The organism is Flavobacterium sp. 2755, from assembly GCF_031455715.1.
GTDB lineage: Bacteria > Bacteroidota > Bacteroidia > Flavobacteriales > Flavobacteriaceae > Flavobacterium.
Window position 1 is genome coordinate 760,424 of sequence record NZ_JAVDTG010000002.1, and the last position, 22,979, is coordinate 783,402.

The following is a 22,979-nucleotide window of genomic DNA, read 5'->3' on the forward strand; positions in this document are numbered from 1 at the left end:
TTTGAAGTTTAAAGTTTCAAGTTGATATGGATTATGTTTTTTAACGCATTTTTTTCCGTAGAGACGCACTGCAGTGCGTCTCTACGGCCACTATATAATTGGAATTTGGTCCCGATAGCTATCGGGAGGAATTTTAGCCTCCTTGTGTGGCAGAAATAATCAAAATTTCGTCAGTTTCGTGTACGAAGAATTCGTTCCATTTGATTTTTGGAACAACGGTGTTGTTAATAGCAACGGCGATTCCGTTTTGTTTGTGCGGAATTTCGAGATCGAGTAATGATTGAACGCTTAGCGATTCAGCATTGAAATGTTTGGTTTGTTGATTGATTTTTAGTTCCATTCCTTCTTGAATTAGTATACAGTTATACTTTAGGAATGGCTACAAGAACGCATAAAAATGCGCGCAGAAGTCATCTTACTTTTCCCTACGCTAGTATGAACTAGATCAGGTTCAGAGGGTAAAATCTCAGCCTACAAGTTGTAGACACCCCTAAAGTGTGAAGCAAATATATGTAATTTTTGTTTAAAAAGTTTCAGGTTTCAAGTTTCACGCTCAAAAAACTGAAAACTGCGACTGAAAACTGAAAACTATTTTGTTCTCGTCCAGCAGTCTTCGATATGATCATTGACCATTCCGGTGGCCTGCATGTGAGCGTAAATAACGGTTGAACCTACGAATTTAAATCCGCGTTTTTTTAAATCTTTGCTGATAGCATCTGAAAGCGGAGTCGTAGCCGGAACATCTTTTAAAGTTTTAGGATTATTGTTGATAGGCTTTCCATCGGTGAATTTCCAAATGTAATCTGAAAAACTTCCAAATTCTTCCTGAACTTTCATAAAAGCCTGAGCGTTTGTAACTGCAGCTTTTATTTTTAATCCGTTTCGAATAATGCCTGTGTTTTGCATTAATTCCTCGATTTTATCTTCAGAATAATTGACGATTTTTTTATAATCAAAATGATCAAATGCATTTCTGAAATTCTCTCTTTTATTTAAAATGGTAATCCAGCTTAATCCAGCCTGAAAAGTTTCTAAAATTAAAAACTCAAATAAAGATGCATCATCATAAACGGGAACTCCCCATTCTTCGTCATGATATTTTTTGTATAAATCACTGGCAGAGCACCAGCCGCATCTTATTGGCTCCATTTTTTTTATTTTAAAGGTATAAAAAAACCTCAAATCAATTAAGATTTGAGGTTTTTGAAATTTAAATTTTCGAAATTATTTTTTCTTATATACAGAAACTGCACTTATTGAAACTCCACCTTCAGAATATGTGAATTTTACTTTTAAAGTGTTGCTAGTTAATTCTGCAATTTCATACTTTACTTCTTCATCACTATATGTTAGAGTTATAGTATTTCCATCTTTTTTCCAAGTACCTTCTTCACTATATGTACTACACTTTGAATCCCAGTATTCAGATGTTGTATCTACAAATTTACCATCGTTAGAATATGTCATTGAAGGAATTTCACATCCACCTTCGTTGTCATAAGCTTCTAATGCTTCTTGTCCATTAAAAACTACACCTTGATGAGTAATTTCCCATTTTCCTTCAATTGATCCGTTGTCATCATCATCACTGCTACAAGATACTGCTGTTAATCCTAATGTCAAAACTGACACGAAAAGAATACTTAATTTTTTCATTTGGGTTGATTTTATGTTAATTTTTTTGGCGAAAATAACCTCTTTTTTAACAAACCTCTAACGGAAAATGAAGCTGTAAGTATTTTTTTTAACATTTTCTTATAAGTTGTTGAATACCAATACCAGGTATTTATACCTGTTTTTTAAAAGGTAATTCTTTTCTTAAACAGCTTTAATTTTATATATTATTTTTCTTCTTTTTCTTTGTCTAAATATTTCTTAATTAAGTGGTGTCCTAGGTAAATTGCAGGAGTTAGTAAGATGGCAATCGATAATTTAAACGTGTATCCAATTAGTCCAGACGAAATAAGAGTGTCAAAATCGATTTTTCCAGGAAGCCAAAAAGCGATTCCTAAAACAATGAAAGAATCAAACAATTGTGAAATAACTGTAGAGCCAGTTGCTCTTAGCCATATTTTCTTTTCTCCGGTTCTTTTTTTGAAAAACCAAAAAATCCAAACATCTATTAACTGCGATACCATAAAAGCAACTATACTTCCGAAAATAATCCACATACTTTGCCCAAAAACGGCATGAAACTGCTCATTGTTAACTGGGCTGATTCCTTTTGCTGCGGGAATTACAATCGCCATAAATAAAAGTAAAAAAGCATAAGCGATTAGGCAAGCGGTTATAAAAGAGAGTTTTTTTACTCCTTTTTCGCCAAAGTATTCATTAATTAAATCGGTGGTTAGAAAAACAATCGGCCAGGGCAAAATTCCTATACTCATTACAAAAGGGCCAATCTGAATTAATTTTCCTCCAATAAGTTCAGCCACAACGGCATTCGTGATAAATATTCCTGATAGAACTACAAAGACAATTTCTTTTCGGGTCTTAAACATGTTATTTTGGTTATGATGATTCAAATTTAAACTATTTCTTCAAATGTTCGAAATGGATTAATGAGTTCGTTTGAAGTTTGCTTTTGATTGGTTAATTTTGAGATACTGTGATATTTTCTTTTGGAAATTATTTAAGCAGAAAATTATTAATGCATTTTATTATGAAAACACAAATAGATTTAAATAATCCTTTACTTCAGGAATGGTCTGGTGCTTATGGAGGAGTTCCGGATTTTACGAAATATAAAATCTCTGATTTTAAACCTGCTATTGAGTTTGCTATTCAGGAAAAATTAGAGCAGATTGATGCAATTGCAAACAATACTGAAGAACCTACTTTTGATAATACAATTGTGGCTTTAGAGCTTTCTGGCGAAAAACTAGACAGAATTCATGCCGTTTACGGAATTTACAGATCCAATTTAAGCAGTCCGGAATTTAATGTAGTTGATACAGAAATGTCTCCAAAACTGGCAGAAATTAGTGATAAACTTTATCAAAACGATAAATTGTTTCTGAGAATTGAAAAACTATACAAAGCTGCCGAAAGTAAAAACTTGAATGCCGAACAACAGCGTTTGCTTTGGCTTTATTATACCGATTTTGTTCGAGAAGGAGCGGAGTTAAATGAAGAAGATAAAAAGGAAGTGGCCAAAATTAATCAGGAACTTGCCGGACTTTTTACGCTTTTCAGCCAAAAATTACTGGCAGAGGAAAATGATCAGTTTTTAGAATTAAAATTTGAAAAGGATTTGGATGGTTTGCCTGAGGAATTTAAAAATGCCGCAATTGCTGAAGCCAAAGAAAGAAACCTGAATAGTTTAGCTAGTATTGGTAACACAAGATCTTCGATAGAACCATTTCTGACTTTCTCAAATAGAAGAGATTTACGAGAAAAAGCATTTGATATTTTTGTAAAACGCGGTGATAATAAGAATCAAAATGATACCAATGAAACGCTGGTTTCAATTTTACAATTACGTGCAAAGAAGGCTAAAATATTAGGTTTTAAGAATTTTGCTGAGTGGAGTTTGTCTAATAAAATGGCTAAAGCCCCACAGAAAACTTTGGATTTAATGGAATCGGTATGGAAACCGGCTGTTGAAAAAGTGAAAAATGATGTCGCCGCAATGCAGGAAATGGTAAATAAAGAAGGCGGAAATTTTAAAATTCAGCCTTGGGATTATCGTTATTATGCCGAAAAAGTGCGCAAAGCAAAATATGATTTAGACCAAAATGAGATAAAACAATATTTGCAGTTAGAAAATTTACGTGAAGCCATGTTTTGGGTTGCGGGCGAATTATTTAATTTAGGATTTAAACAATTATTTGATGTTCCGGTTTATCATCCTGATGTTCGCGTTTGGGAAGTTAATAATAAGAATACGGGTAAATTAATCGGACTGTGGTATTTTGATCCTTATGCGCGTGTTGGCAAGCGTTCTGGAGCGTGGATGAATTCGCATAGAGATCAGCAGAAAATAAAACAAAATGCACTGCCTATAGTATCGAATAACTGCAATTTTATAAAAGGAAATAGTGATGATCCGGTATTGATTTCTTGGGACGATGCTACAACTTTATTCCATGAATTTGGGCATGCTTTACATGGTTTATGTTCAAATGTTACTTATCCAAGTTTATCTGGAACTTCGGTTGCGAGAGATTATGTTGAATTTCCTTCGCAATTACTGGAACATTGGCTGGCAACTCCAGAAGTGCTGAATAAGTTTGCACTTCATTATAAAACAAACATGCCATTGTCTGAATCCTTGGTAGAAAGAATAGAAAAAGCGGCAAATTTTAATGAAGGTTTTGCAACTGTCGAAACCATTTCGAGTTCTTTTGTGGATATGAAACTGCATTTAACAACTGAAACTGTGGATCCGCATCAATTTGAAAAAGAGGTTTTGGCAGAAATTAATATGCCGTCAGAGATTGTGATGCGACATAGAATTCCGCAATTTGCTCATATTTTTTCAAGCGATGGATATGCAGCCGGATATTATAGTTACTTATGGGCTGACGTAATAAATGCAGATGCTTATGAAGCTTTTCTGGAAGGAGACGGCCCTTATGATAAAAAAGTAGCAGAACGTCTTTATGACATTGTTTTAAGTGTTGGGAATAGTGTAGATAATGAAAGGATGTATGAGGATTTTAGAGGACATGCTCCAAAATCGGATGCTTTGATGCGTGCGAGAAATTTTCCAGTTGAGAGTTAAAAACTGAAAATAAAAAAGCCCGAATAAATTAATATTCGGGCTTTTTATATTGAAATAATAATATATTAACCTAAAGTAACTCTTTTGAAACCTGTGATTTCAACGTTGTATCCTTTAACGTAATCACCAACTTTTTTACTATCGTCTTTGATAAAGTTTTGATCTAACAAAGCTTTTTCTTGATCTAAAGTAGTGTTGTCAGAGATAAAACGCTGTACTTTTCCTGGAATAATTTTGTCCCAAATTTGCTCTGGTTTACCTTCAGCTTTTAATTCAGCTTTAGCATCTTCTTCAGCTTGTTTTAAAACTTCTGGAGTTAATTGAGAGTAAGAAATGTATTTAGGAACATTTTTTAAAGTTTTTCCTAAACGTTTTGCTTCTTCATTATCTTTTTCGATTACAGCAATACGAGCAGCAAGTTCAGATTCAACGAAAGCAGGATCAAAATCTTTGTAAGATAATGTATCAGCTCCCATAGAAGCAACTTGCATAGAAACATCTTTAGTTAAAACGTCAGCGTTAGCAATTGGTGCAGAAATTGCAGTTAATGCAGCAATTTTGTTAACGTGAACATAAGATCCAACAAAAGCACCTTCTAAAATTTCAAAACCACCGATTTCGATTTTTTCACCGATAACACCAGTTTGCTCGATTAATTTTTCAGCAACAGTAATTCCGTTGAAATCTGAAGCTAAGAAATCTTCTTTAGAAGAAAAATTGATAGCTCTTTCTACTAAATCTTTAGCCAAAGTTACGAAAGCCTCATTTTTACCTACGAAATCTGTTTCGCAGTTTAAAGTGATGATAGCTCCTTTAGTGTTGTCAGCATTAACAAAAGAAACAGCAGCTCCTTCAGAAGACTCACGGTCAGAACGGTTAGCAGCAACTTTTTGTCCTTTTTCTCTAAGGACTTGTATAGCTTTATCGAAATCTCCATCAGCTTCAACTAAAGCTTTTTTACAGTCCATCATTCCGGCACCTGTAGATTGTCTTAATTTATTTACGTCTGCAGCAGTAATTGTTGCCATAATATTTTGAATTTTAATGTTAAAAGTAAAAATTCCATCTTTTAAATTCTAAACTCCAATTTTATTAAATTATCAACATAACGTTTTTAATTTGTGGTTGGATTTTAGAATTTAAAATTTGGAATTTAAAATTTGATTTATTCTTCAGTTGCAGGAGCAGCTTCAGCCTCAGCAGCAGGAGCAGCTTCTTCAGCTACTTCAACTTCTTTTTCAGAACCTCTGTCAGAAAGACCTTCGATAACTGCAGTAGTCACTAAAGATAAAATTTTGTCAATTGATTTAGAAGCATCATCATTTGCAGGAATAACGTAATCAACCTCTCTTGGGTCAGAATTCGTATCAACCATTGCGAAAACTGGAATGTTTAATTTTTGTGCTTCTTTTATTGCGATGTGTTCAGCTTTGATATCTACTACGAACAATGCTGCAGGTAGTCTAGACATATCAGCGATTGAACCTAAGTTTTTCTCTAATTTAGCACGTAGACGATCAACTTGCAAACGCTCTTTTTTAGATAACGTCATGAAAGTACCATCTTTCTTCATTTTATCAATAGAAGACATTTTTTTAACTGCCTTTCTGATAGTTACGAAGTTAGTTAGCATTCCACCAGGCCATCTTTCAGTGATGTAAGGCATGTTTGCAGCCTTTGCTTTATCAGCAACGATGTCTTTAGCTTGTTTTTTGGTAGCTACGAATAAGATTTTTCTACCTGATGCAGCGATTTTTTTCAAAGCTTCGTTAGCTTCTTCAATTTTAGCTGCAGTTTTATATAGATTGATAATGTGAATACCATTACGCTCCATATAAATGTAAGGGGCCATGTTTGGATCCCATTTTCTAGTCATGTGTCCAAAGTGAACACCTGCTTCTAGTAAGTCTTTTACTTCTATTTTGTTTGCCATTTTTGTACTAGTTTACGTTCTGTTGATTAGCAATGTATAAATGGCGATTTCTCTGGCTTTATACATTTAGATGCTAAACTATATCCTACCTCGATAGGAGAGCAACAATAACTGTGTTTTTTAATTTCAATAAATAATTGATAATGTCTTGTCCCATTTGAACAAGACAGGTAATATTAACGTTTAGAGAATTGGAATCTCTTACGAGCTTTCTTCTGACCGAATTTCTTACGTTCAACCATTCTTGGATCTCTTGTTAATAAACCTTCTGGTTTTAGGATAGCTCTGTTTTCGATGTTCACTTCACACATAACACGTGCTAATGCCATTCTTACAGCTTCTGCCTGACCAGTTGAACCACCTCCGTAAACGTTTACTTTTACATCAAAGTTACTAGCATTTTCTGTCATAGATAATGGTTGTAATACTTTGTATTGTAAAGTTGCAGTTGGAAAGTAAGTTGCGAATTCTTTTTTGTTTACAGTGATTTTACCTGTTCCTTCAGAAACATATACACGTGCAACAGCGGTTTTTCTTCTACCGATTTTGTGAATAACTCCCATTACTTAAGATCGTTTAGGTTAACAGTTCTAGGTTTTTGAGCTCCGTGAGTATGCTCAGCACCTACAACAACATTTAGATTTCTAAAAAGTTCAGCTCCTAATTTATTTTTAGGTAACATTCCTTTTACAGCTTTTTCTACTAATAATGCAGGGTTTTTAGATTGCAATACTTTAGCAGTTAAAGTTCTTTGTCCTCCTGGGTAACCTGTATGACGCATGTAAATTTTGTCATTCATTTTTGTACCTGTAAGGTTAATTTTTTCTGAGTTGATAACAATTACGTTATCTCCACAGTCAACGTGCGGTGTGTAACTTGGCTTGTACTTACCTCTTAAGATCATCGCAACCTTTGAAGCAAGACGACCTAAGTTGTGACCTTCTGCATCAACAACAATCCACTCTTTAGTTACAGTGGCTTTGCTAGCTGAAATTGTCTTGTAGCTTAATGCGTCCATAATATTATTTTAATTAAACATTCCATCCCCAATAAAGGGGATGCAAAAGTACAATTAATTATTTTAAAACCAAATACCTGAAAAGAATATTTTATATCCTGAAAATCAGGCTTTCAGTTTTTATTTTTAAAACCATAAAAAAACCGCCTTCACAATAACGCTAGGGCGGTTCAAAATTAAGTTTATTTTTAACTAAACAATAAATATATTGGCTATATCGACAACTTGTTGTGTCGTTAACGGTTCATCATAAGCTTCTGATCCTGCGGCAGCACCAAATGCTGTAGCTGTATTGAAGCCTGCCTGCATCGTTACTCCTTCGCCATCATAAACGGCCTGCGTTGCTGCCGGCATTCCGGCACCTCTTTCAGCATTAGAGATCCAGCCTTTTAAACCTCGCAGTCTTCTAACTTCAGAAGCGTGTCTGGCCTCAACTGAGTGAATTTGTAATGCTGCTGTCAGTAAATCCGGTGTAGATATTAAGTTAGCGGCCTGACCTTTATAAGCTCTTACGCCTGTATCTTCAAAGGCTTGTGCCAATGCCAGAAACGTAGGATAGTCATTAAAAGGATCAAATGCTCCGCCTACGGTAAAGTCAAAAGTAGGTTTTGGAACAAAATTGGCGCTCATTGTTCCGCCAAGTCCGGCAATTAAAAACGAAACGTGATCTGCTTCGTGTGCAGCGATTTGCTGAAAAACTTTTAAATCGCGTCCGCCATTTTCAGAAGCCGGAATAACTCCAGAATCTAATGCGATAGCATAAAATTCGTTTTCAAGATATTCCAGAGTCAATGCAAACTGCAAAGCTCCAATTGGTGTAGCCGGAGTTGCCGTTATGTCTTGTGCAAAAGCTTTATTTGTAAAAGCAGCTAATCCAAATGGGATTGATGCCATTGCCAGGTTTTTTCCGATATTCCCAAACTGCGTAAAACTGTCTCTTCTTGAACCAGTGCTTTTCATTAAGCTGTCATCAGTAAAGGATTCTATAAATTTTAAAATATTCATAATTTCTAATTTTTAGCTAGTTAAGATTAAGGTAAATAGTTTGCCGTGAATTTTGTGGTAATAAATCCTGCGGCAACTGGTAGGATTTTTGACGGATCTTTTGCAACGTCTAATCCGGTTGAAGTGCTTATAATATCGTCTCCAGCAAAATCTTTTGAATTCGGGTTGATTAAACTTCTAATGGCAGAAGCATGTCTTGCTTCTACAGAAACAATTTTTCCGGCTAATAATAAATAATCAGGGCTTTTAATAAGTCTGCCCGCTCCATTATAAGCGGCAACACCAGTGTCTTCAAGTGCTTTTGCGGTAGCTAAAACTTCGGTACGGCTATTAAAATTTAAAGCACCATAACTAAAGGCTAAAGAAGGAAGTAGTTGAGAACCAGGATCTGGAAGTGCTCCGGTTAAAGCGGCTTTAAAAAAATCTCTGTGCACTACTTCGTGATGATAAAGATCTGTTAGAACCTGACGTTCTGTGTCGTTAAATACGGTATTAAAGTTGGAGGCATTTACGACTTTAGTGTAAAAATCAGCTTCTAACTGCTCTAAGGCGTATGCGTAAGTTAGAACACCAAAGTCTCCTGAACCTAAGTCAAAAACACCATTTTTGACTCCAGGTAAGGAATTATCCTCCATATTGTCATCGTTATCATTGTCGCTGCAACCAGCTAAAACCAAACCTGCGGTAACTAATGTTAGTCCACTGAGCTTCAGAAAGCTCCTTCTGCTATCCAGGGAAGGGTTGACTTCCTGAATTTTAACTTCGTTTTTCATAATCTAGGCTTTTATTAAGTTAATAACATTGTATTAAGTTTATTAACGAAATTTTTAGACATGCGGTTTCAGAAAATTCTTCTTTTTTAGAATTATTTCGAATAGATGGTATTATTTGAAATAGTGGTAGGGGTTTTTTGTTTTATTTTCGGTAATTCTACTATATTTGTATTAATTACATAAACTTTTATTAGATGAAAGCTAAAGCAACTCTAAAACAAATTGCGAAGGAACTAGGTGTTTCTGTGTCTACAGTGTCTAAAGCACTAAACGACAGCCCGGAAATAAGTGAGCAGACGAAGGTGAAGATTAAAGAGTATGCCAAACTCAAAAATTATAAACCGAATGTTATTGGTCTGAATTTGAAGAATCGAAAAACCAAAACAATTGGTGTAATTATACCTAATATATTAAACTCCTTTTTTGCAAAGGTTTTTAGCGGAATCGAAAAGGTTGCCGATAAAAAAGGATATAATGTAATTACGTGTATTTCGAATGAATCTTTAGAGAAAGAAATTCATACGCTTGAAATGTTAAGCAACGGAACTATCGACGGATTTATTCTTTCGGTTTCTGAAGAAGCTCAAAAGCTACAGGATTACAATCACTTTTCGGCTATTATTAATGACGGAACACCAATTGTAATGTTTGACAGAATTGCTGATGAAGTAGAATGTGATAAAGTTGTAGTAGATGATTTTGACTCAGCTTTAAACTCGACGCAGCATTTAATCAATTTAGGTTGTAAAAATATCGCCTTAATTTCTTCTGTAGATAATTTGAGTGTTGGAAAATTAAGAGCCGATGGATATTTAAAAGCTTTAAAAGACAATAATATTCCGGTAAACGAAAAAATTATTCTTCGTACCGATTCTGAAGATGATATGAAAGCTAAAATTGACGCCATTTTTGACAATAAAGTTGATGCGATTTTTGCTTTAGATGAAAATGATTCGGTTGCGGCTTTAAGAGTTAGTTTGAAAAAAGGTTTTAAAGTACCAGAAGATATTTCGATAATTGGTTTTGCAGACGGAATTTTAGCTTCAAGACGTTTGTCTCCAAGTTTAACAACAGTAAGCCAGCACGGAATTGAAATTGGTGAAGTTGCTGCCAAAAAACTAATCGAAAGATTGGAAGAACCAGAAGGTGAAACTTCTGATTACGAAACGATCATCATTAAAACAAAATTGAAAGAAAGAGAGTCTACAAGAAAGGCTTAATTGTAAAAATATAAACGATAAAAAAAGGACTGTTCGAAAGAACAGTCCTTTTTTTATATATAATAATTTGTGTGTCATTGCGAGGAACGAAGCAACCTCACTAAAATGAGACACAAAGTTGATCCAGCAAATGAGATTGCTTCGTTCCTCGCAAAGACAAGATTGTGTTGATTGTTGATTCATAAATCTAAAATCAACAATCAAAAATCTAAAATTGCATTAATGCGCTTCTAACCAATCTTTACCCAAACCAAGTTCAACTTCCAAAGGAACTGCCATTTTAAAAGCATTTTCCATTTCGTGTTTAATCATTGGCTGGATTTTTTCTAATTCGTCATTATGCACATCAAACACAAGCTCATCATGAACCTGAAGTAACATTCTAGATTTCCAGTTTTCGTCTTGTAATTTTTTATGAATGTTGATCATGGCAATTTTAATCACATCGGCAGCACTTCCCTGAATTGGCGCATTTACAGCATTTCGTTCGGCAGCACTTCTCACAACGGCATTCGCAGAATTGATATCCTTTAAATAACGGCGACGACCTAAAATAGTTTGTACATAACCGTTTTCACGAGCAAAATCAACCTGATCCTGCATATATGATTTTAATCTCGGATAAGTTTTATAATAAGCATCAATCAAAGCAGCACTTTCACCGCGAGATAAAGAAGTCTGATTACTTAATCCGAAAGCAGAAACACCATATATAATTCCGAAGTTTACTGTTTTAGCGTTACTTCTTTGTTCGCGAGAAACTTCTTCAAGCGCTACATCAAAAACTTTTGCTGCAGTAGCTCTGTGGATATCTTCACCGTTTTGGAAAGCAGCAATCATATTTTCTTCACCACTTAAAGCAGCAATAATTCTTAATTCAATTTGCGAGTAATCGGCAGAAATTAAAGTATGGTTTTCATCGCGCGCCACAAAAGCTTTACGAATCTGACGGCCTCTTTCCGTACGAATCGGAATATTTTGCAAGTTCGGATTATTAGAACTCAAACGACCTGTTGCGGCAACAGTCTGCATATAATCGGTATGAACACGTAATGTTTTTTTATCAACTTGTTCCGGCAAAGCCAAAATATAAGTACTTTGGAGTTTCACCATTTGACGCCAGTCCAAAATTTGTTTTACAATAGGATTGTCATTTGCCAAATAAGTCAAAACTTCTTCTCCGGTAGCATATTGACCCGTTTTGGTTTTCTTTTGCTTTGCTCCGCCAATTTTAAGTTTATCAAATAAGATATCTCCTAATTGTTTTGGAGAGGCAAGATTAAATTTCTCGCCGGCAGTTTCGTAAATTTGTTGTTCTAAAGATTTGATTTCAACTTCCATTTCTTTAGACATTTCTTTTAAGAATTCAACATCAAGACGAATTCCTTCTGTTTCCATTGCAGCTAAAACGCTTACTAACGGAATTTCAATTTCATCAAAAAGCTTTTTAGTTTCCGTATTGTCTAATTCAGTAGTAAAGATTTCTTTTAATTGTAAAGTTACATCAGCATCTTCGGCAGCATATTCTTTAATATCTTCTAAAGGAACATCGCGCATCGAAAGCTGATTTTTTCCTTTTTTACCAATTAAGGTTTCAATTGATTTTGGAGAATATTTTAAATATGTTTCGGCCAAAATATCCATATTATGACGCATATCCGGATTAATCAAATAATGCGCAATCATCGTATCAAAAAGTTTTCCTTTTACCGTAACGCCATAATTAGCAAGGATTTTTAAATCGTATTTTAAATTTTGCCCAATTTTTTCGATGTTTTCATTTTCAAAAAACGGAACAAATTTGTCTACTAAAACTTTTGCTTCTTCCTGACTTTCCGGAAACGGAACATAAAAAGCTTTTCCTTTTTCGTAAGAGAAAGACATTCCCACAAGCTCTGCATGCAAAGCATCGATTCCTGTGGTTTCCGTATCAAAACAAACCGAAGTCTGTTTTTGTAAATTCTGTAAAAGCAATTTAATTCCTAAATCACCCTGAACGGTTTGATAAGAATGCTCGGTATTTTCTAAAGTATTATAAAATGAATTTCTTGCAGCTTCTGCACTTTCATCAAGAGTAGTTCCGCCTCCGCCAAAAAGATCAAATTGGTCTTCGTTTTTAGGCTGTGGTTTTTTATATAATTTAGGATCAGCTGCCGGAGCACTATTTGCCAATTCATTTCCGCCGCCAACTTTAAATAAGTTATCAAACTGTTCAGCCATTCTTCTAAATTCCAATTCCTGAAAAATAGCATCTGTTTTTTCAATATCAGGGCGAGAAAGCTCGTAGTCATCTTCATTAAAAACAACATCACAGTCGCAGATAATCGTTGCCAGTTTTTTAGACAAAATACCTTTATCTTTATTAGCTTCGATATTCTCCTTCATTTTTCCTTTTAGTAAATGCGTATTGTCTAAAAGGTTTTCCATTGTACCAAATTCTTTAAGGAACTTTTTAGCGGTAACTTCTCCAACTCCAGGCAATCCCGGAATGTTATCCACAGCGTCGCCCATCATTCCTAGAAAGTCTATAACTTGTTCAGGTCTTTCTATTTCAAATTTTGCCAAAACTTCAGGAATTCCCCAAATTTCAATTCCGTTACCCATACGGGCAGGTTTGTACATGAAAATATTTTCAGAAACCAATTGTGCAAAATCCTTATCCGGCGTTACCATAAAAACCTTATAATTTTGTTTTTCGGCTTGTTTGGCAATTGTTCCAATTAAGTCATCGGCTTCACAGCCTTCGATTTCAATAATAGGAATATGCATCGCTCTTAATAATTCCTGAATATACGGAACTGCAATTTTAATCGCCTCAGGCGTTGCATCACGATTGGCTTTATATTCTACGAACATTTCTGTTCTTACATGACTTCCGCCTTTGTCAAAAGCAACAGCCAAATGATCTGGTTTTTCTCTTTTAATAACATCTAAAAGTGAGTTCATAAAACCCATAATTGCAGATGTGTCCATTCCTTTTGAGTTTATTCTCGGGTTTTTTATAAAGGCATAATAGCCGCGAAAAATTAATGCATAAGCATCTAGAAGAAAAAGGCGTTTTTGAGTTGACATATAAAAAATATTAGTCTGTAAAAATAAACAATTGGGTTCTCAAAAATTAGACTAACAGGATTTTTTTTCCACCATATAAGTTATATAAGTTCATTTTAGCAGAGACGTACCTGTAGAGTCGCACTGCAGTGCGTCTCCGCATTTTAATATATAATGATTAGTTGCTGCGCACTAATATATTAAATGAACTTATATAACTTATATGGTGAAAAAACGAGCAAAGCGTTAATGTCAAGTTAATTTTTTTTATTCAGGGATTTCTTCATTTTGTCTTCATGTTATGGGGGTAATTTTGATCTGTAAAATAAAAGGTAATTAATTTAAATCTTAGAAATCATGAGAAATTTATTGATGTTATTAACAGCAGTTTTAGGAACAAGTGCAATGGTTCATGCGTTTCCTGCAAAAGATGGTAAAACAGTTCCTGCAAAAGAAGTAAAAGCAACAAAACACCCAAAAAACAAAACTGATAAAAAAACAAAATCAGTAAAAAGTGAAGCTCCAAAAGCAGAAACAGCAAAAGCGAAAAAATAAACAAAAAGATAATTAGAATAAAAGGTTGGTTAATTTAAAAAATAAAAGTTATGAAAAAATTAATGTTATTAGCGGTAGCAGTTTTAGGAACAACTGCAATGGTAAATGCTCAAACAACTCCAGCTCAGGCAGCGCCTGCAAAAGAAGTTAAAGCTACAAAACACCATCATAAAGGAAACAAAAAGGCAAAAGCTGAAGCTCCAAAAGAAGAAGCTGCAACCGTGAAAAAATAAGAATTACTCTCGTTTTGTTTTCGAAGCATTGTAACGGAGGCAAAACAGGAATAATGATTATGATGAATGCGATTGAAGAAAGCTGATAAAGAAATTTGTCAGCTTTTTTTATTCGTTAATTTTTTAATAACGCGTAACTGGACTTTTGATAATTGATTAATTTTAGTTGCGTTTAAATGCCTTTTTTATGAATGTTTTAATTGTTGAAGATAATAAAGAACTTGCAGTAGAGGTTTATGACTTTTTGTGCAATGCGGGGTATATTTGTAAAATTGCAAATAATTGTGCCGATGCTCTTGAAGAATTTGCAAGCAATGATTATGATGCGATGCTGCTGGATTTGGGATTACCGGACGGAGATGGTTTTGAGGTTTTGCAGACGATTCGAAAAACAAAATCAAAAATTGCGGTCATTGTGCTTACGGCACGCGGAGAATTGGATGACAGGATTAACGGACTTCATCTTGGTGCCGATGATTATTTGACAAAACCTTTTGCATTGACTGAATTAGCAGCAAGATTATTTGCCGTAATTCGCCGTATTCATGGTTTTACTTTAAACAATTTAAGTATTCACGGATTTTTGTTGCAGCTTCAGGATTATAAAGTGAGTTTTAATGAAGTGCCTTTAAGTTTGACCAAAAAAGAATTTGATATTTTTCAATATTTGGTTTTAAATAAAAATCGGGTAATTACAAGACTGCAATTAACAGAACATATTTGGGGCGACATTTTGGAGGTAAACTCCGATTCTAATTTTATAGACGTACACGTTCGTAATCTTCGAAAAAAATTAGACAAACATACTTCGATTGATTGGTTTGAAACCGTTAGAAATGTTGGTTATCGTATTAATGAATAAATAGATTTTTGTGAAGATAAAACATCAATTGGCCATTTTTAATGCACTAACAAGATTGTTGGTGATTTTGGTTTTATGGCTCATGCTTCCTATTTTGGTCGAAAATGTGGTTTACAGACACATTAATAATGGATTAATTGAAAAGAAAAAGAAATTCATTGATCATTTAAATCAACAGGAAATTAATGATTTTATCGAAAATGCAGATGATTCTACCGAAACCTATTCGCAGTTTTCTACACTTCACAGCGAATTTTTGGTTCTTTCCAGAGTTCCTATAAAACCGCATCAAAAGAAAACTTCTTTCAGTAATGAATACCGAATTATTGAAGGCGAAGAAAATGAATATCGAATTCTGCAGCATCATTTTAGTTATCAAAATGAGGAATATCAACTCGAAATTGGGAGCAGTTTAAGCGAAGTAAAAGACCTTACTTTTATTATAAAGCTTTTTATAATAATAGTTTTAGTTATTATTCTTTTGGTCACTTTTTTGGCAGATACTTTTTATATCGAATATTTACTGAAACCGTTTTATAAAATTATCGATACTAAAATAAGGCGGGTCAACGAACCGGAGGTTTTTGATCATACGCCAATAAAGGCAAAATCGAGGGATTTTAGGGAATTAGATTTGGTTTTAAACCAAATGATGAATCGTATTGCAGAACTTTTTAAAAAAGAAAAACAGTTTATTTCTAATGTTTCGCACGAGCTTTTAACTCCAATTGCTTTATTGAAAAACAAGCTGGAGAATTTATTGCAAAATGATTCTTTAGATGATAATGCGGTAGATAAAATCGCAGGTTCATTGAAAACGCTCGATATGCTGAAAAAGATCATCAATAATTTACTGCTGATTTCCCGAATCGAAAACAATCAATATGAAGCTAACGAAAATATCAGTTTTCAGGAAATAATAAAGGATTTACAGGAAGATCTGCAGGATCGTATTGATGATAAAGGAATTGAGTTTGTCAATAAAATGGAACATGATTTTGCTTTTAGGGGAAACAAAACTTTAATTCATATTTTGATTTATAATTTAGTTACCAATGCCATAAAGTACAATAAGCCGGACGGCAGTATTATTGTTTCTGATGGTTTTTTGCAAAATCAATATTTTATTTCAATTACTGATTTTGGTATCGGTTTAAACGAATCGCAAATCGAAAATATCTTCAACCGATTTGCCAGGGTAAGTTCAGATCAGGAAGGGCAGGGGTTAGGCCTTGCCATTGCTAAGAGTATTGCTGTTTTCCATCATATAGAAATTAAAGTTAACTCTCTTATAAACGAAGGAACGACATTTACTTTATTGTTTCCAGAAACTCAAAAACACAATTAAAAGTTAATTTTTTGAGATTGGTTGAATCTTCATTTTGTCTTCATTTACTGATTCTATCTTTGAGCTATAAATAAAGAAGTAGTAATCACAAAAATCAACAATCATGAAAAAATTAATTTTATTAGCGGTAGCAGTTTTAGGAACAACTGCAATGGTAAATGCTCAAACAACTCCAGTAAAAGAAACTCCTGCAAAAGAAGCAAAAGCTGCTAAAAAAGAGAAAAAAGCTGATAAAAAAGCTAAAAAAGCAGAAGCTAAGCCAGAAGCGGCAAAAGCTCAAAAATAATGCGATAAAGGTTTATTGAATAAACTTTGTTGTAGACTAAAGGTTTTAAATAATTTGGCTGCAAAAGCTGATAGAGAAATCTATCGGCTTTTGCTATTATTTGAGTTAAATTTTTGATAATAAAAAGCGATAGAATATTCATTCTTTGTTACTTTGCTTAAAACTGTAAATAAATGATCCTTCGTTTTGTAATTCTATGTGCTCTTTTTCTATTTATTGAGTTCTATTCGTATCAAGCCTTTCGTACTTTAATCAAATTAAGATGGGTATTGATCAGCTATCAAATTATTAGTGTACTGCTTTTAGTTTTCATTATATATTCTTTTACGCAATTTGACCGTTCTGTTGGGCAAACCAAACAAACCATGTTTACAATGGGGTTAATGTTATTGGTTTATGTTCCTAAAATTGTGCTTACACTTGTAATGTTTGGAGAAGATATTTTTAGAATTGGTGCCAGTATATTAAACTACTGCATGTACAATGCGCCTAGAAAAGAAATGATGCCGGACAGACGTAAGTTTGTTAGTCAGATTGCTTTAGGATTGGCGGCGGTTCCGTTTTTATCTTTGATTTACGGAATTTTTGAAGGAAAATATAATTTTAAAGTATTCAAGCAGACTATCTTTTTTCCGGATCTTCCAGATGAATTTGATGGTTTTAAAATAACACAGATTTCTGATGTTCACAGCGGAAGTTTTGATAATCCTGATAAAATTAATTATGCAATTGATTTGATTAATGAACAGGAATCAGATATGATTTTGTTTACAGGAGATATTGTTAATACACACGCAAAAGAAATGCATCCGTGGCTGGAAACTTTTAGCAGAATTAAAGATTATAAATACGGAAAATATGCTGTTTTAGGAAATCATGATTACGGAGAATACGTGACTTGGCCTTCTGAAAAAGAAAAAGATGAGAACTTTGCAGAAATCAAAAATCTTTACGGCAAAATAGGTTTTGATTTGATGCTGAATGAAAATAAATACATTCAAAAAGGTGCAGATAAAATTGCTTTAGTTGGTGTCGAAAACTGGGGACAGAATTTTAAGAAGGCCGGAGATTTGAAAAAAGCTTCGCAAGGACTTCAGGAAACTGATTTTAAAGTTTTAATGAGCCACGATCCAAGCCATTGGGAATATGAAGTGAAAAAAGATCCTAAAAACTTTCATCTAACTTTATCTGGTCATACACACGGAATGCAGTTTGGAATTGAAATTCCGGGATATTTTAAATGGAGTCTGGCGCAATACATTTATAAACAATGGGCAGGACTTTATGAAGAAGCCGGAAGATATGTTTATGTGAACCGCGGATTTGGTTTTCATGCTTATCCTGGACGAGTTGGAATTATGCCTGAAATCACGGTTATTGAACTAAAAAAAGGTAAGAATGTGGCTTAATTCGTTAAAAATGCTACATTTGTATTAATTATATCTTTTTAATAGATTAAAAGAATTAAATTTTTGGTTTTATGTCAAAATTTGGAGAACTTATAAATGCTCAGGTTCCAGTGTTAATTGACTTCTACACAGATTGGAACGAATCATCAGTATTGATGCATCCGGTAATAAAGGATGTTGCGGCTGCGCTTGGAGACAAAGCGAAGGTAATTAAAATTGATGTTGATAAAAATCAGGAACTGGCCGAAGCATTACGAATTAAAGGACTTCCGACTTTAATGATTTACAAAGAAGGACAAATGATCTGGAGACAATCTGGAGAACTTGATGCAAATACACTTATCGGAATTGTTCAGGATCAATTCGACGTATAAAAAACTTCAGAAATAAGATATTTTTCGGGTTTTCTAATGAATAATATCAAACTTATATCCATTCTCTTTTAAAAAATGCAGCGTTTTTGGTAAAGCAAATTTTAAATTTGGCGATGCTTTTATGCTGTCATGGAATACAATTACACTTCCGGATTTTACATTTTTAGTAACATTTTCAAGGCATTTTTCAGGAGTTATACTTTGGTCGAAATCAGCACTTAAAACATCCCACATTATTATTTTATAGCCAAGTTTTCGTAAAATCTTTGATTGCGCTTTTTTAATTTTTCCGTAAGGCGGACGAAATATTAAATTGTTCGGCTTTATTTCTTCTTCTAAAATCTTAGCGCAGTTATTTACATTTTCGATATACTCATTCGTGTGTATTTTCCAGCCATTTACGTGGTTCATCGTATGGTTTCCAATAGAATGACCGTCTGTGATTAATTTTTCGAATAAAGATAAATTGGCTTTAATATTTTTTCCAATACAGAAGAAAGTAGCTTTTGCATCAAACTTTTTAAGTTCAGATAAAACCCAGTCTGTAATCTCTGGGGTTGGGCCGTCATCAAACGTTAAGTATATTTTCTTTTCGTTGTTTGGAATATCCCAACAATATTTAGAAAACACCTTTTTAATAAATGAATTAGTTTTTACCCAATAAAAGCTCATTTTGATTTTATTTATATCTACGTAAAAATAAAAAATGCAGCGCTTTTTATCAAGAAGCACTGCATTTTTTTAATCAATATATTTTCCGTATATTATTATTCTTTTTCGCGTCCAAAACGTTCAAAAACATTTACATACGTATTAAATACTGTTTTATGTTTTTCGTAGAAAGCTTTGTCTTTATTTTCTCTCATAACATGAAGTAAACTTCTGTAACGCTCAATATCTGTAATAATATCCATTGCTAAATCAGTTTGATCAGTTGGAGGCAGAGTAGCGTAATAGTTTAGATTCTCTTTGTATTTATTTACCAGTTTATCTAATAAATCATGCGCTTTAGATGTTTCTCCTACTTTATAATATCCGCCTGCAAATGGCTCCACTAGAGAATAGTAGCCAAATTTATCCAATGGCATTTTTGTCATTGCTAAATTAATTACGTTTTTAGCTTTGTCGATTTTACCTTCGGCAATAAGTTCATCTACTAAACGAGACAAGTTCGTACGGTAAGTAATACTGTTTCTTCTGGTTTCAGGATCGTGATAGATTTTTTCGCTTTCGCTGTTGCCCCAATCCCATTTCATTACGATATCGTACATTTTATCGGCATCAATTTGTCCCATATCCATTGGTCCGCCATCTTTAGAAGGCACGTTTCTAACAGGAACTAATTTGTAAACCATACCGTCTAATTGCAGATAATCTTTTAACCATAAATAATCTTCATCATCAAAAGCACCACCGCTAAAATAAATTGGACGTTTCCAGTTATTATTAGCCAAAATATCCAGCATCATTAATCTGTTTTTGTAAAGAGCACTTCCTTTAATGTCAATATCCATATAAGAAACAATTGAATCATTATATTTAGGATTTACAACTTTATTTTTAAGAATGATGTTTTTGTCAACATTCACTCTAATTTTATTCGTTGGATAAAAGTGAATTGTCTGTCCGTTTTGTAAACCTACAGTTGACTTTGGATTTTTAATAAAATCAAGAAAATCTTTGATGTTCCAGCGTGTTTCAATCTTCGGAATATGAGCTACATAGTCTAGCTTATCCCCAACATATTGATCATGTGTAAATGATATTGGTAAAGGATCAGATTCATATGATTTTGCTTTCATTTGGTCGATATACCAATCCGTCATGAAAAGACTTGTATTTACAATCTTAACATCAGTTCTAAAATGTTCAATTTCCTGAGCATACCAAAGTGGGAATGTATCGTTGTCACCAATCGTAAATAAAATAGCATCCTTATCACACGAACTTAAGTATGCTTTTGCCATTGCAACAGCAGTATATCTGTTTGATCTGTCGTGATCATCCCAGTTTTGAGAAGCCATTAAAACCGGCGCTGCTAATAAACTTGCTGCAATAATAGCTGGCCCGGCAATTTTTGGAGCAATATATTTCTGGATACTTTCATATAAAGAATAAACCCCAAAGCCAATCCAGATGGCAAAGACATAGAAAGATCCAACCAGTGCATAATCTCTTTCACGAGGTTCAAAAGGTCTTTCGTTCAAATAGATTTTTAAGGCAATTCCGGTAAATAAGAATAAGGCTAAAAGCACATAAAAACTTTTAAGATCTTTATTAGCATGATACATTATTCCGATTAATCCTAAAATGAAAGGAAGGAAATAGTAAACATTACGTCCTTTGTTGTTTAAAACATCCGATGGTAATTTATCCTGAGAACCCAAATGAACAGAGTCCAGCGCTTTGATTCCGCTAATCCAGTTTCCATCTAAATTATCATATTTCCCCTGAACATCACTTTGACGTCCAACAAAATTCCACATTAAATATCTCCAGTACATATATCCAAATTGGTATTCGAACATAAAACTGAAATTATCACCAGTAGTTGGTTTTTCGATTATAAGATATTCTCCGTAGCTTTTTAAGAACTTAACATAGCCTTCGTTGTCAATTTGCTTTTGAGCATACGCATTTCTGAATTCAGAAATTGTTTTTTCTACTTCATTACGAAGCTGTCCAGTTGCTTTGTTGTATTCTTCTTCAGTTAATTGACTTGCATCAATTCCGTATTTTCCTAAATCATCCTCATAATTATAGTCTGGATTGATTCGGAATTTAGGAGGATTTGTAAAGCTAATGTAGTTTTGAATGTGTCCGGTTTCGGTACTCCACATTCTTGGCAGAATTGCTTTTTGATTGTCGTCGCTGTTTTGTTCTGCGTTTTTATAATTGTTGGTAATAATATATTTACCAGTTTTATTGTCTCTTTCGTAATTAGGTTTTTTGTCTAAATACGGAGTGTTAGCATCAAGACCGGCAAAAACTTCGGTATATTGAGGGCCATAAAATAATGGATTTACACCGTACTGTTCACGATTGTAGTAGGCTAAAACCTCGGCAGCATCTGATGGTTTGTTTTCATTAATTACCGTATTGGCATTTGCACGAACAGGAAGCATCATCCAGGTAGAGAAACCAATTAATATAAATAAAGTACAAAGGATGATGGTGTTGTAGAAAATCAATCCTTTTTGTTTGGTGAATTTTAATCCGAAATAGAAGAAAGCGATTAATAATAAAGTCACGAAAATAGTTCCGGAATTAAAAGGTAATCCTAAACTGTTTACCATGAAAATTTCGGTTTTACCGAAGAAAGCCATCGTTAAAGGCAGAAGTAATTTGAAGATAAACAACAAAATTCCTATTACAACTACATTGGCAATAAGAAAGTTTTTAATGGTAACTTTTTCGTAATGCTTAAAATAATATAAGAATCCAATTGACGGAATCGTTAATAACGCCATAAAGTGAACTCCAAAAGATAGACCAACAACCAAAGAAATGATCAATAACCATTTATTTCCTTTTGGTTTGTCCATATCTTGTTCCCAGCGTAATCCTAGCCAAAAAAGCAATGCAATCAATAAAGAAGCCATTGCGTAAACTTCTGCTTCGACAGCATTAAACCAAAAACTGTCAGAGAAAGTATAGGCTAAAGCTCCAACAAAAGAACTTCCTAAAATAACAATAGAATTATTTTGATCGATTTCGGCAAAACGCGCTACGATTTTCTTTAAAATCATAGAAGAAGACCAAAACATAAATAAAATTGTAAAGGCACTAGAAAAAACAGACATCATATTTACCATCACGGCTACATGCTGGGCATCTATAGCAAACATGGCAAAGAAAGCTCCCATCATTTGGAATAAAGGTGCTCCCGGCGGGTGGCCAACTTCTAGTTTAGCTGCTGTGGCAATATATTCGCCGCAATCCCAAAAGCTCATTGTAGGTTCGACAGTTAATGTGTAGGTAATTAAAGCGATTGCAAATGCAAACCAACCAATAATTGTATTCCATTTATTGAAATTGAATTGTGCCATATTTAGGTGTTATAATTTTGTATGTTTTTCAATCCTACAAAGAAAATGTTTTTTTATGTAAAGAAACGAGCATTAACAAAAAATTCTATAATAACTATTTGTAAATATTAATGTATTGTGTATAAGGCTCTTTGTGA

Annotated in this window: 22 protein-coding genes and 1 riboswitch; of the genes, 9 read left to right on the plus strand and 13 right to left on the minus strand. The window is 33.8% G+C overall.

From position 1 onward, the window contains the following. Positions 1-133 precede the first annotated feature (133 nt). The 4 genes from thiS to J2Y38_RS07080 form a co-directional block, all read right to left on the minus strand. Positions 134-340: a sulfur carrier protein ThiS gene (thiS, locus tag J2Y38_RS07065; RefSeq protein WP_309840900.1), complete on the minus strand. Its 207-nt coding sequence runs from the start codon at positions 338-340 to the stop codon at positions 134-136. Positions 341-405: 65 nt separating this feature from the next. After that, a riboswitch (TPP riboswitch) is annotated at positions 406-502 on the minus strand. An 86-nt stretch (positions 503-588) separates the two neighbouring features. Then, the gene (locus J2Y38_RS07070; RefSeq protein ID WP_309840902.1) at positions 589-1,149 is read right to left on the minus strand and encodes a DNA-3-methyladenine glycosylase I; all 561 of its coding nucleotides are present in this window, start codon (positions 1,147-1,149) and stop codon (positions 589-591) included. Positions 1,150-1,224: 75 nt separating this feature from the next. Continuing rightward, positions 1,225-1,656, minus strand: coding sequence for a lipocalin family protein (locus J2Y38_RS07075; protein ID WP_309840903.1), 432 nt, complete (start codon positions 1,654-1,656; stop codon positions 1,225-1,227). A gap of 185 nt (positions 1,657-1,841) precedes the next feature. Further along, positions 1,842-2,501 (minus strand): queuosine precursor transporter, encoded by a 660-nt coding sequence (locus tag J2Y38_RS07080; RefSeq protein ID WP_309840905.1) that lies wholly within the window; start codon positions 2,499-2,501, stop codon positions 1,842-1,844. A gap of 161 nt (positions 2,502-2,662) precedes the next feature. Here J2Y38_RS07080 and J2Y38_RS07085 point away from each other — a divergent pair, with 161 nt between their 5' ends. Next, positions 2,663-4,726, plus strand: a complete 2,064-nt coding sequence (locus J2Y38_RS07085) for a M3 family metallopeptidase (protein WP_309840907.1) — start codon at positions 2,663-2,665, stop codon at positions 4,724-4,726. A 65-nt stretch (positions 4,727-4,791) separates the two neighbouring features. Here J2Y38_RS07085 and tsf read toward each other — a convergent pair whose 3' ends face one another. From tsf to J2Y38_RS07115, 6 genes are all read right to left on the minus strand, one after another. Beyond that, positions 4,792-5,754, minus strand: coding sequence for a translation elongation factor Ts (gene tsf, locus J2Y38_RS07090; RefSeq protein ID WP_309840908.1), 963 nt, complete (start codon positions 5,752-5,754; stop codon positions 4,792-4,794). A 137-nt stretch (positions 5,755-5,891) separates the two neighbouring features. Further along, a complete protein-coding gene (gene rpsB / locus J2Y38_RS07095) occupies positions 5,892-6,659 on the minus strand; it encodes a 30S ribosomal protein S2 (RefSeq protein ID WP_309840910.1) in 768 nt (255 codons plus the stop codon). 176 nt (positions 6,660-6,835) lie between these two features. Continuing rightward, on the minus strand, positions 6,836-7,222 hold the full coding sequence (rpsI, locus tag J2Y38_RS07100) for a 30S ribosomal protein S9 (protein WP_017497947.1): 387 nt from the start codon (positions 7,220-7,222) through the stop codon (positions 6,836-6,838). Next, positions 7,222-7,677 (minus strand): 50S ribosomal protein L13, encoded by a 456-nt coding sequence (rplM, locus tag J2Y38_RS07105; protein ID WP_026983738.1) that lies wholly within the window; start codon positions 7,675-7,677, stop codon positions 7,222-7,224. Before rplM ends, rpsI begins: the two co-directional genes overlap by 1 nt. A 192-nt stretch (positions 7,678-7,869) precedes the next feature. After that, complete coding sequence (locus J2Y38_RS07110; RefSeq protein ID WP_309840914.1) at positions 7,870-8,682, minus strand: ferritin-like domain-containing protein; 813 nt, start codon at positions 8,680-8,682, stop codon at positions 7,870-7,872. 26 nt (positions 8,683-8,708) lie between these two features. After that, the gene (locus J2Y38_RS07115) at positions 8,709-9,455 is read right to left on the minus strand and encodes a ferritin-like domain-containing protein (protein ID WP_053472629.1); all 747 of its coding nucleotides are present in this window, start codon (positions 9,453-9,455) and stop codon (positions 8,709-8,711) included. A gap of 194 nt (positions 9,456-9,649) precedes the next feature. Between J2Y38_RS07115 and J2Y38_RS07120 the strand changes: the two genes are divergently transcribed. After that, on the plus strand, positions 9,650-10,675 hold the full coding sequence (locus J2Y38_RS07120) for a LacI family DNA-binding transcriptional regulator (RefSeq protein WP_180856367.1): 1,026 nt from the start codon (positions 9,650-9,652) through the stop codon (positions 10,673-10,675). Between the two features lie 219 nt (positions 10,676-10,894). Here the strand turns inward: J2Y38_RS07120 and polA are convergent, their stop codons facing one another. After that, the gene (gene polA, locus J2Y38_RS07125) at positions 10,895-13,747 is read right to left on the minus strand and encodes a DNA polymerase I (RefSeq protein WP_309840916.1); all 2,853 of its coding nucleotides are present in this window, start codon (positions 13,745-13,747) and stop codon (positions 10,895-10,897) included. Positions 13,748-14,083: 336 nt separating this feature from the next. Here polA and J2Y38_RS07130 point away from each other — a divergent pair, with 336 nt between their 5' ends. The 7 genes from J2Y38_RS07130 (at position 14,084) to J2Y38_RS07160 (ending at position 18,793) form a co-directional block, all read left to right on the plus strand. Then, a complete protein-coding gene (locus J2Y38_RS07130) occupies positions 14,084-14,281 on the plus strand; it encodes a hypothetical protein (RefSeq protein WP_309840917.1) in 198 nt (65 codons plus the stop codon). 50 nt (positions 14,282-14,331) lie between these two features. Next, the gene (locus tag J2Y38_RS07135) at positions 14,332-14,514 is read left to right on the plus strand and encodes a hypothetical protein (RefSeq protein WP_073483120.1); all 183 of its coding nucleotides are present in this window, start codon (positions 14,332-14,334) and stop codon (positions 14,512-14,514) included. 187 nt (positions 14,515-14,701) lie between these two features. Continuing rightward, the gene (locus tag J2Y38_RS07140) at positions 14,702-15,376 is read left to right on the plus strand and encodes a response regulator transcription factor (RefSeq protein WP_309840918.1); all 675 of its coding nucleotides are present in this window, start codon (positions 14,702-14,704) and stop codon (positions 15,374-15,376) included. Positions 15,377-15,386: 10 nt separating this feature from the next. Further along, the gene (locus J2Y38_RS07145; protein ID WP_309840919.1) at positions 15,387-16,724 is read left to right on the plus strand and encodes a HAMP domain-containing sensor histidine kinase; all 1,338 of its coding nucleotides are present in this window, start codon (positions 15,387-15,389) and stop codon (positions 16,722-16,724) included. A 103-nt stretch (positions 16,725-16,827) separates the two neighbouring features. Then, complete coding sequence (locus J2Y38_RS07150) at positions 16,828-17,010, plus strand: hypothetical protein (RefSeq protein ID WP_180856371.1); 183 nt, start codon at positions 16,828-16,830, stop codon at positions 17,008-17,010. A gap of 173 nt (positions 17,011-17,183) precedes the next feature. After that, positions 17,184-18,419 (plus strand): metallophosphoesterase, encoded by a 1,236-nt coding sequence (locus tag J2Y38_RS07155; RefSeq protein ID WP_309840920.1) that lies wholly within the window; start codon positions 17,184-17,186, stop codon positions 18,417-18,419. Positions 18,420-18,490: 71 nt separating this feature from the next. After that, complete coding sequence (locus J2Y38_RS07160; protein WP_053474396.1) at positions 18,491-18,793, plus strand: co-chaperone YbbN; 303 nt, start codon at positions 18,491-18,493, stop codon at positions 18,791-18,793. Positions 18,794-18,826: 33 nt separating this feature from the next. Here the strand turns inward: J2Y38_RS07160 and J2Y38_RS07165 are convergent, their stop codons facing one another. Both J2Y38_RS07165 and J2Y38_RS07170 read right to left on the minus strand, forming a co-directional pair. Next, the gene (locus J2Y38_RS07165; protein WP_309840922.1) at positions 18,827-19,465 is read right to left on the minus strand and encodes a polysaccharide deacetylase family protein; all 639 of its coding nucleotides are present in this window, start codon (positions 19,463-19,465) and stop codon (positions 18,827-18,829) included. Between the two features lie 95 nt (positions 19,466-19,560). Further along, the gene (locus J2Y38_RS07170; RefSeq protein ID WP_309840923.1) at positions 19,561-22,842 is read right to left on the minus strand and encodes a DUF2723 domain-containing protein; all 3,282 of its coding nucleotides are present in this window, start codon (positions 22,840-22,842) and stop codon (positions 19,561-19,563) included. Between the last annotated feature and the right edge of the window lie 137 nt (positions 22,843-22,979).

What these genes read in the sequence shown, in the direction of transcription:
- rpsB (WP_309840910.1), bottom strand. Translation starts at nt 6,659, where the DNA reads ATGGCAAACAAAATAGAAGTAAAAGACTTACTAGAAGCAGGTGTTCAC.
- J2Y38_RS07130 (WP_309840917.1), top strand. Translation starts at nt 14,084, where the DNA reads ATGAGAAATTTATTGATGTTATTAACAGCAGTTTTAGGAACAAGTGCA.
- J2Y38_RS07135 (WP_073483120.1), top strand. Translation starts at nt 14,332, where the DNA reads ATGAAAAAATTAATGTTATTAGCGGTAGCAGTTTTAGGAACAACTGCA.
- polA (WP_309840916.1), bottom strand. Translation starts at nt 13,747, where the DNA reads ATGTCAACTCAAAAACGCCTTTTTCTTCTAGATGCTTATGCATTAATT.
- rplM (WP_026983738.1), bottom strand. Translation starts at nt 7,677, where the DNA reads ATGGACGCATTAAGCTACAAGACAATTTCAGCTAGCAAAGCCACTGTA.
- rpsI (WP_017497947.1), bottom strand. Translation starts at nt 7,222, where the DNA reads ATGGGAGTTATTCACAAAATCGGTAGAAGAAAAACCGCTGTTGCACGT.
- J2Y38_RS07170 (WP_309840923.1), bottom strand. Translation starts at nt 22,842, where the DNA reads ATGGCACAATTCAATTTCAATAAATGGAATACAATTATTGGTTGGTTT.
- J2Y38_RS07165 (WP_309840922.1), bottom strand. Translation starts at nt 19,465, where the DNA reads ATGAGCTTTTATTGGGTAAAAACTAATTCATTTATTAAAAAGGTGTTT.
- J2Y38_RS07155 (WP_309840920.1), top strand. Translation starts at nt 17,184, where the DNA reads ATGATCCTTCGTTTTGTAATTCTATGTGCTCTTTTTCTATTTATTGAG.
- J2Y38_RS07150 (WP_180856371.1), top strand. Translation starts at nt 16,828, where the DNA reads ATGAAAAAATTAATTTTATTAGCGGTAGCAGTTTTAGGAACAACTGCA.
- J2Y38_RS07085 (WP_309840907.1), top strand. Translation starts at nt 2,663, where the DNA reads ATGAAAACACAAATAGATTTAAATAATCCTTTACTTCAGGAATGGTCT.
- thiS (WP_309840900.1), bottom strand. Translation starts at nt 340, where the DNA reads ATGGAACTAAAAATCAATCAACAAACCAAACATTTCAATGCTGAATCG.
- J2Y38_RS07080 (WP_309840905.1), bottom strand. Translation starts at nt 2,501, where the DNA reads ATGTTTAAGACCCGAAAAGAAATTGTCTTTGTAGTTCTATCAGGAATA.
- J2Y38_RS07140 (WP_309840918.1), top strand. Translation starts at nt 14,702, where the DNA reads ATGAATGTTTTAATTGTTGAAGATAATAAAGAACTTGCAGTAGAGGTT.
- J2Y38_RS07160 (WP_053474396.1), top strand. Translation starts at nt 18,491, where the DNA reads ATGTCAAAATTTGGAGAACTTATAAATGCTCAGGTTCCAGTGTTAATT.
- tsf (WP_309840908.1), bottom strand. Translation starts at nt 5,754, where the DNA reads ATGGCAACAATTACTGCTGCAGACGTAAATAAATTAAGACAATCTACA.
- J2Y38_RS07120 (WP_180856367.1), top strand. Translation starts at nt 9,650, where the DNA reads ATGAAAGCTAAAGCAACTCTAAAACAAATTGCGAAGGAACTAGGTGTT.
- J2Y38_RS07115 (WP_053472629.1), bottom strand. Translation starts at nt 9,455, where the DNA reads ATGAAAAACGAAGTTAAAATTCAGGAAGTCAACCCTTCCCTGGATAGC.
- J2Y38_RS07110 (WP_309840914.1), bottom strand. Translation starts at nt 8,682, where the DNA reads ATGAATATTTTAAAATTTATAGAATCCTTTACTGATGACAGCTTAATG.
- J2Y38_RS07075 (WP_309840903.1), bottom strand. Translation starts at nt 1,656, where the DNA reads ATGAAAAAATTAAGTATTCTTTTCGTGTCAGTTTTGACATTAGGATTA.
- J2Y38_RS07070 (WP_309840902.1), bottom strand. Translation starts at nt 1,149, where the DNA reads ATGGAGCCAATAAGATGCGGCTGGTGCTCTGCCAGTGATTTATACAAA.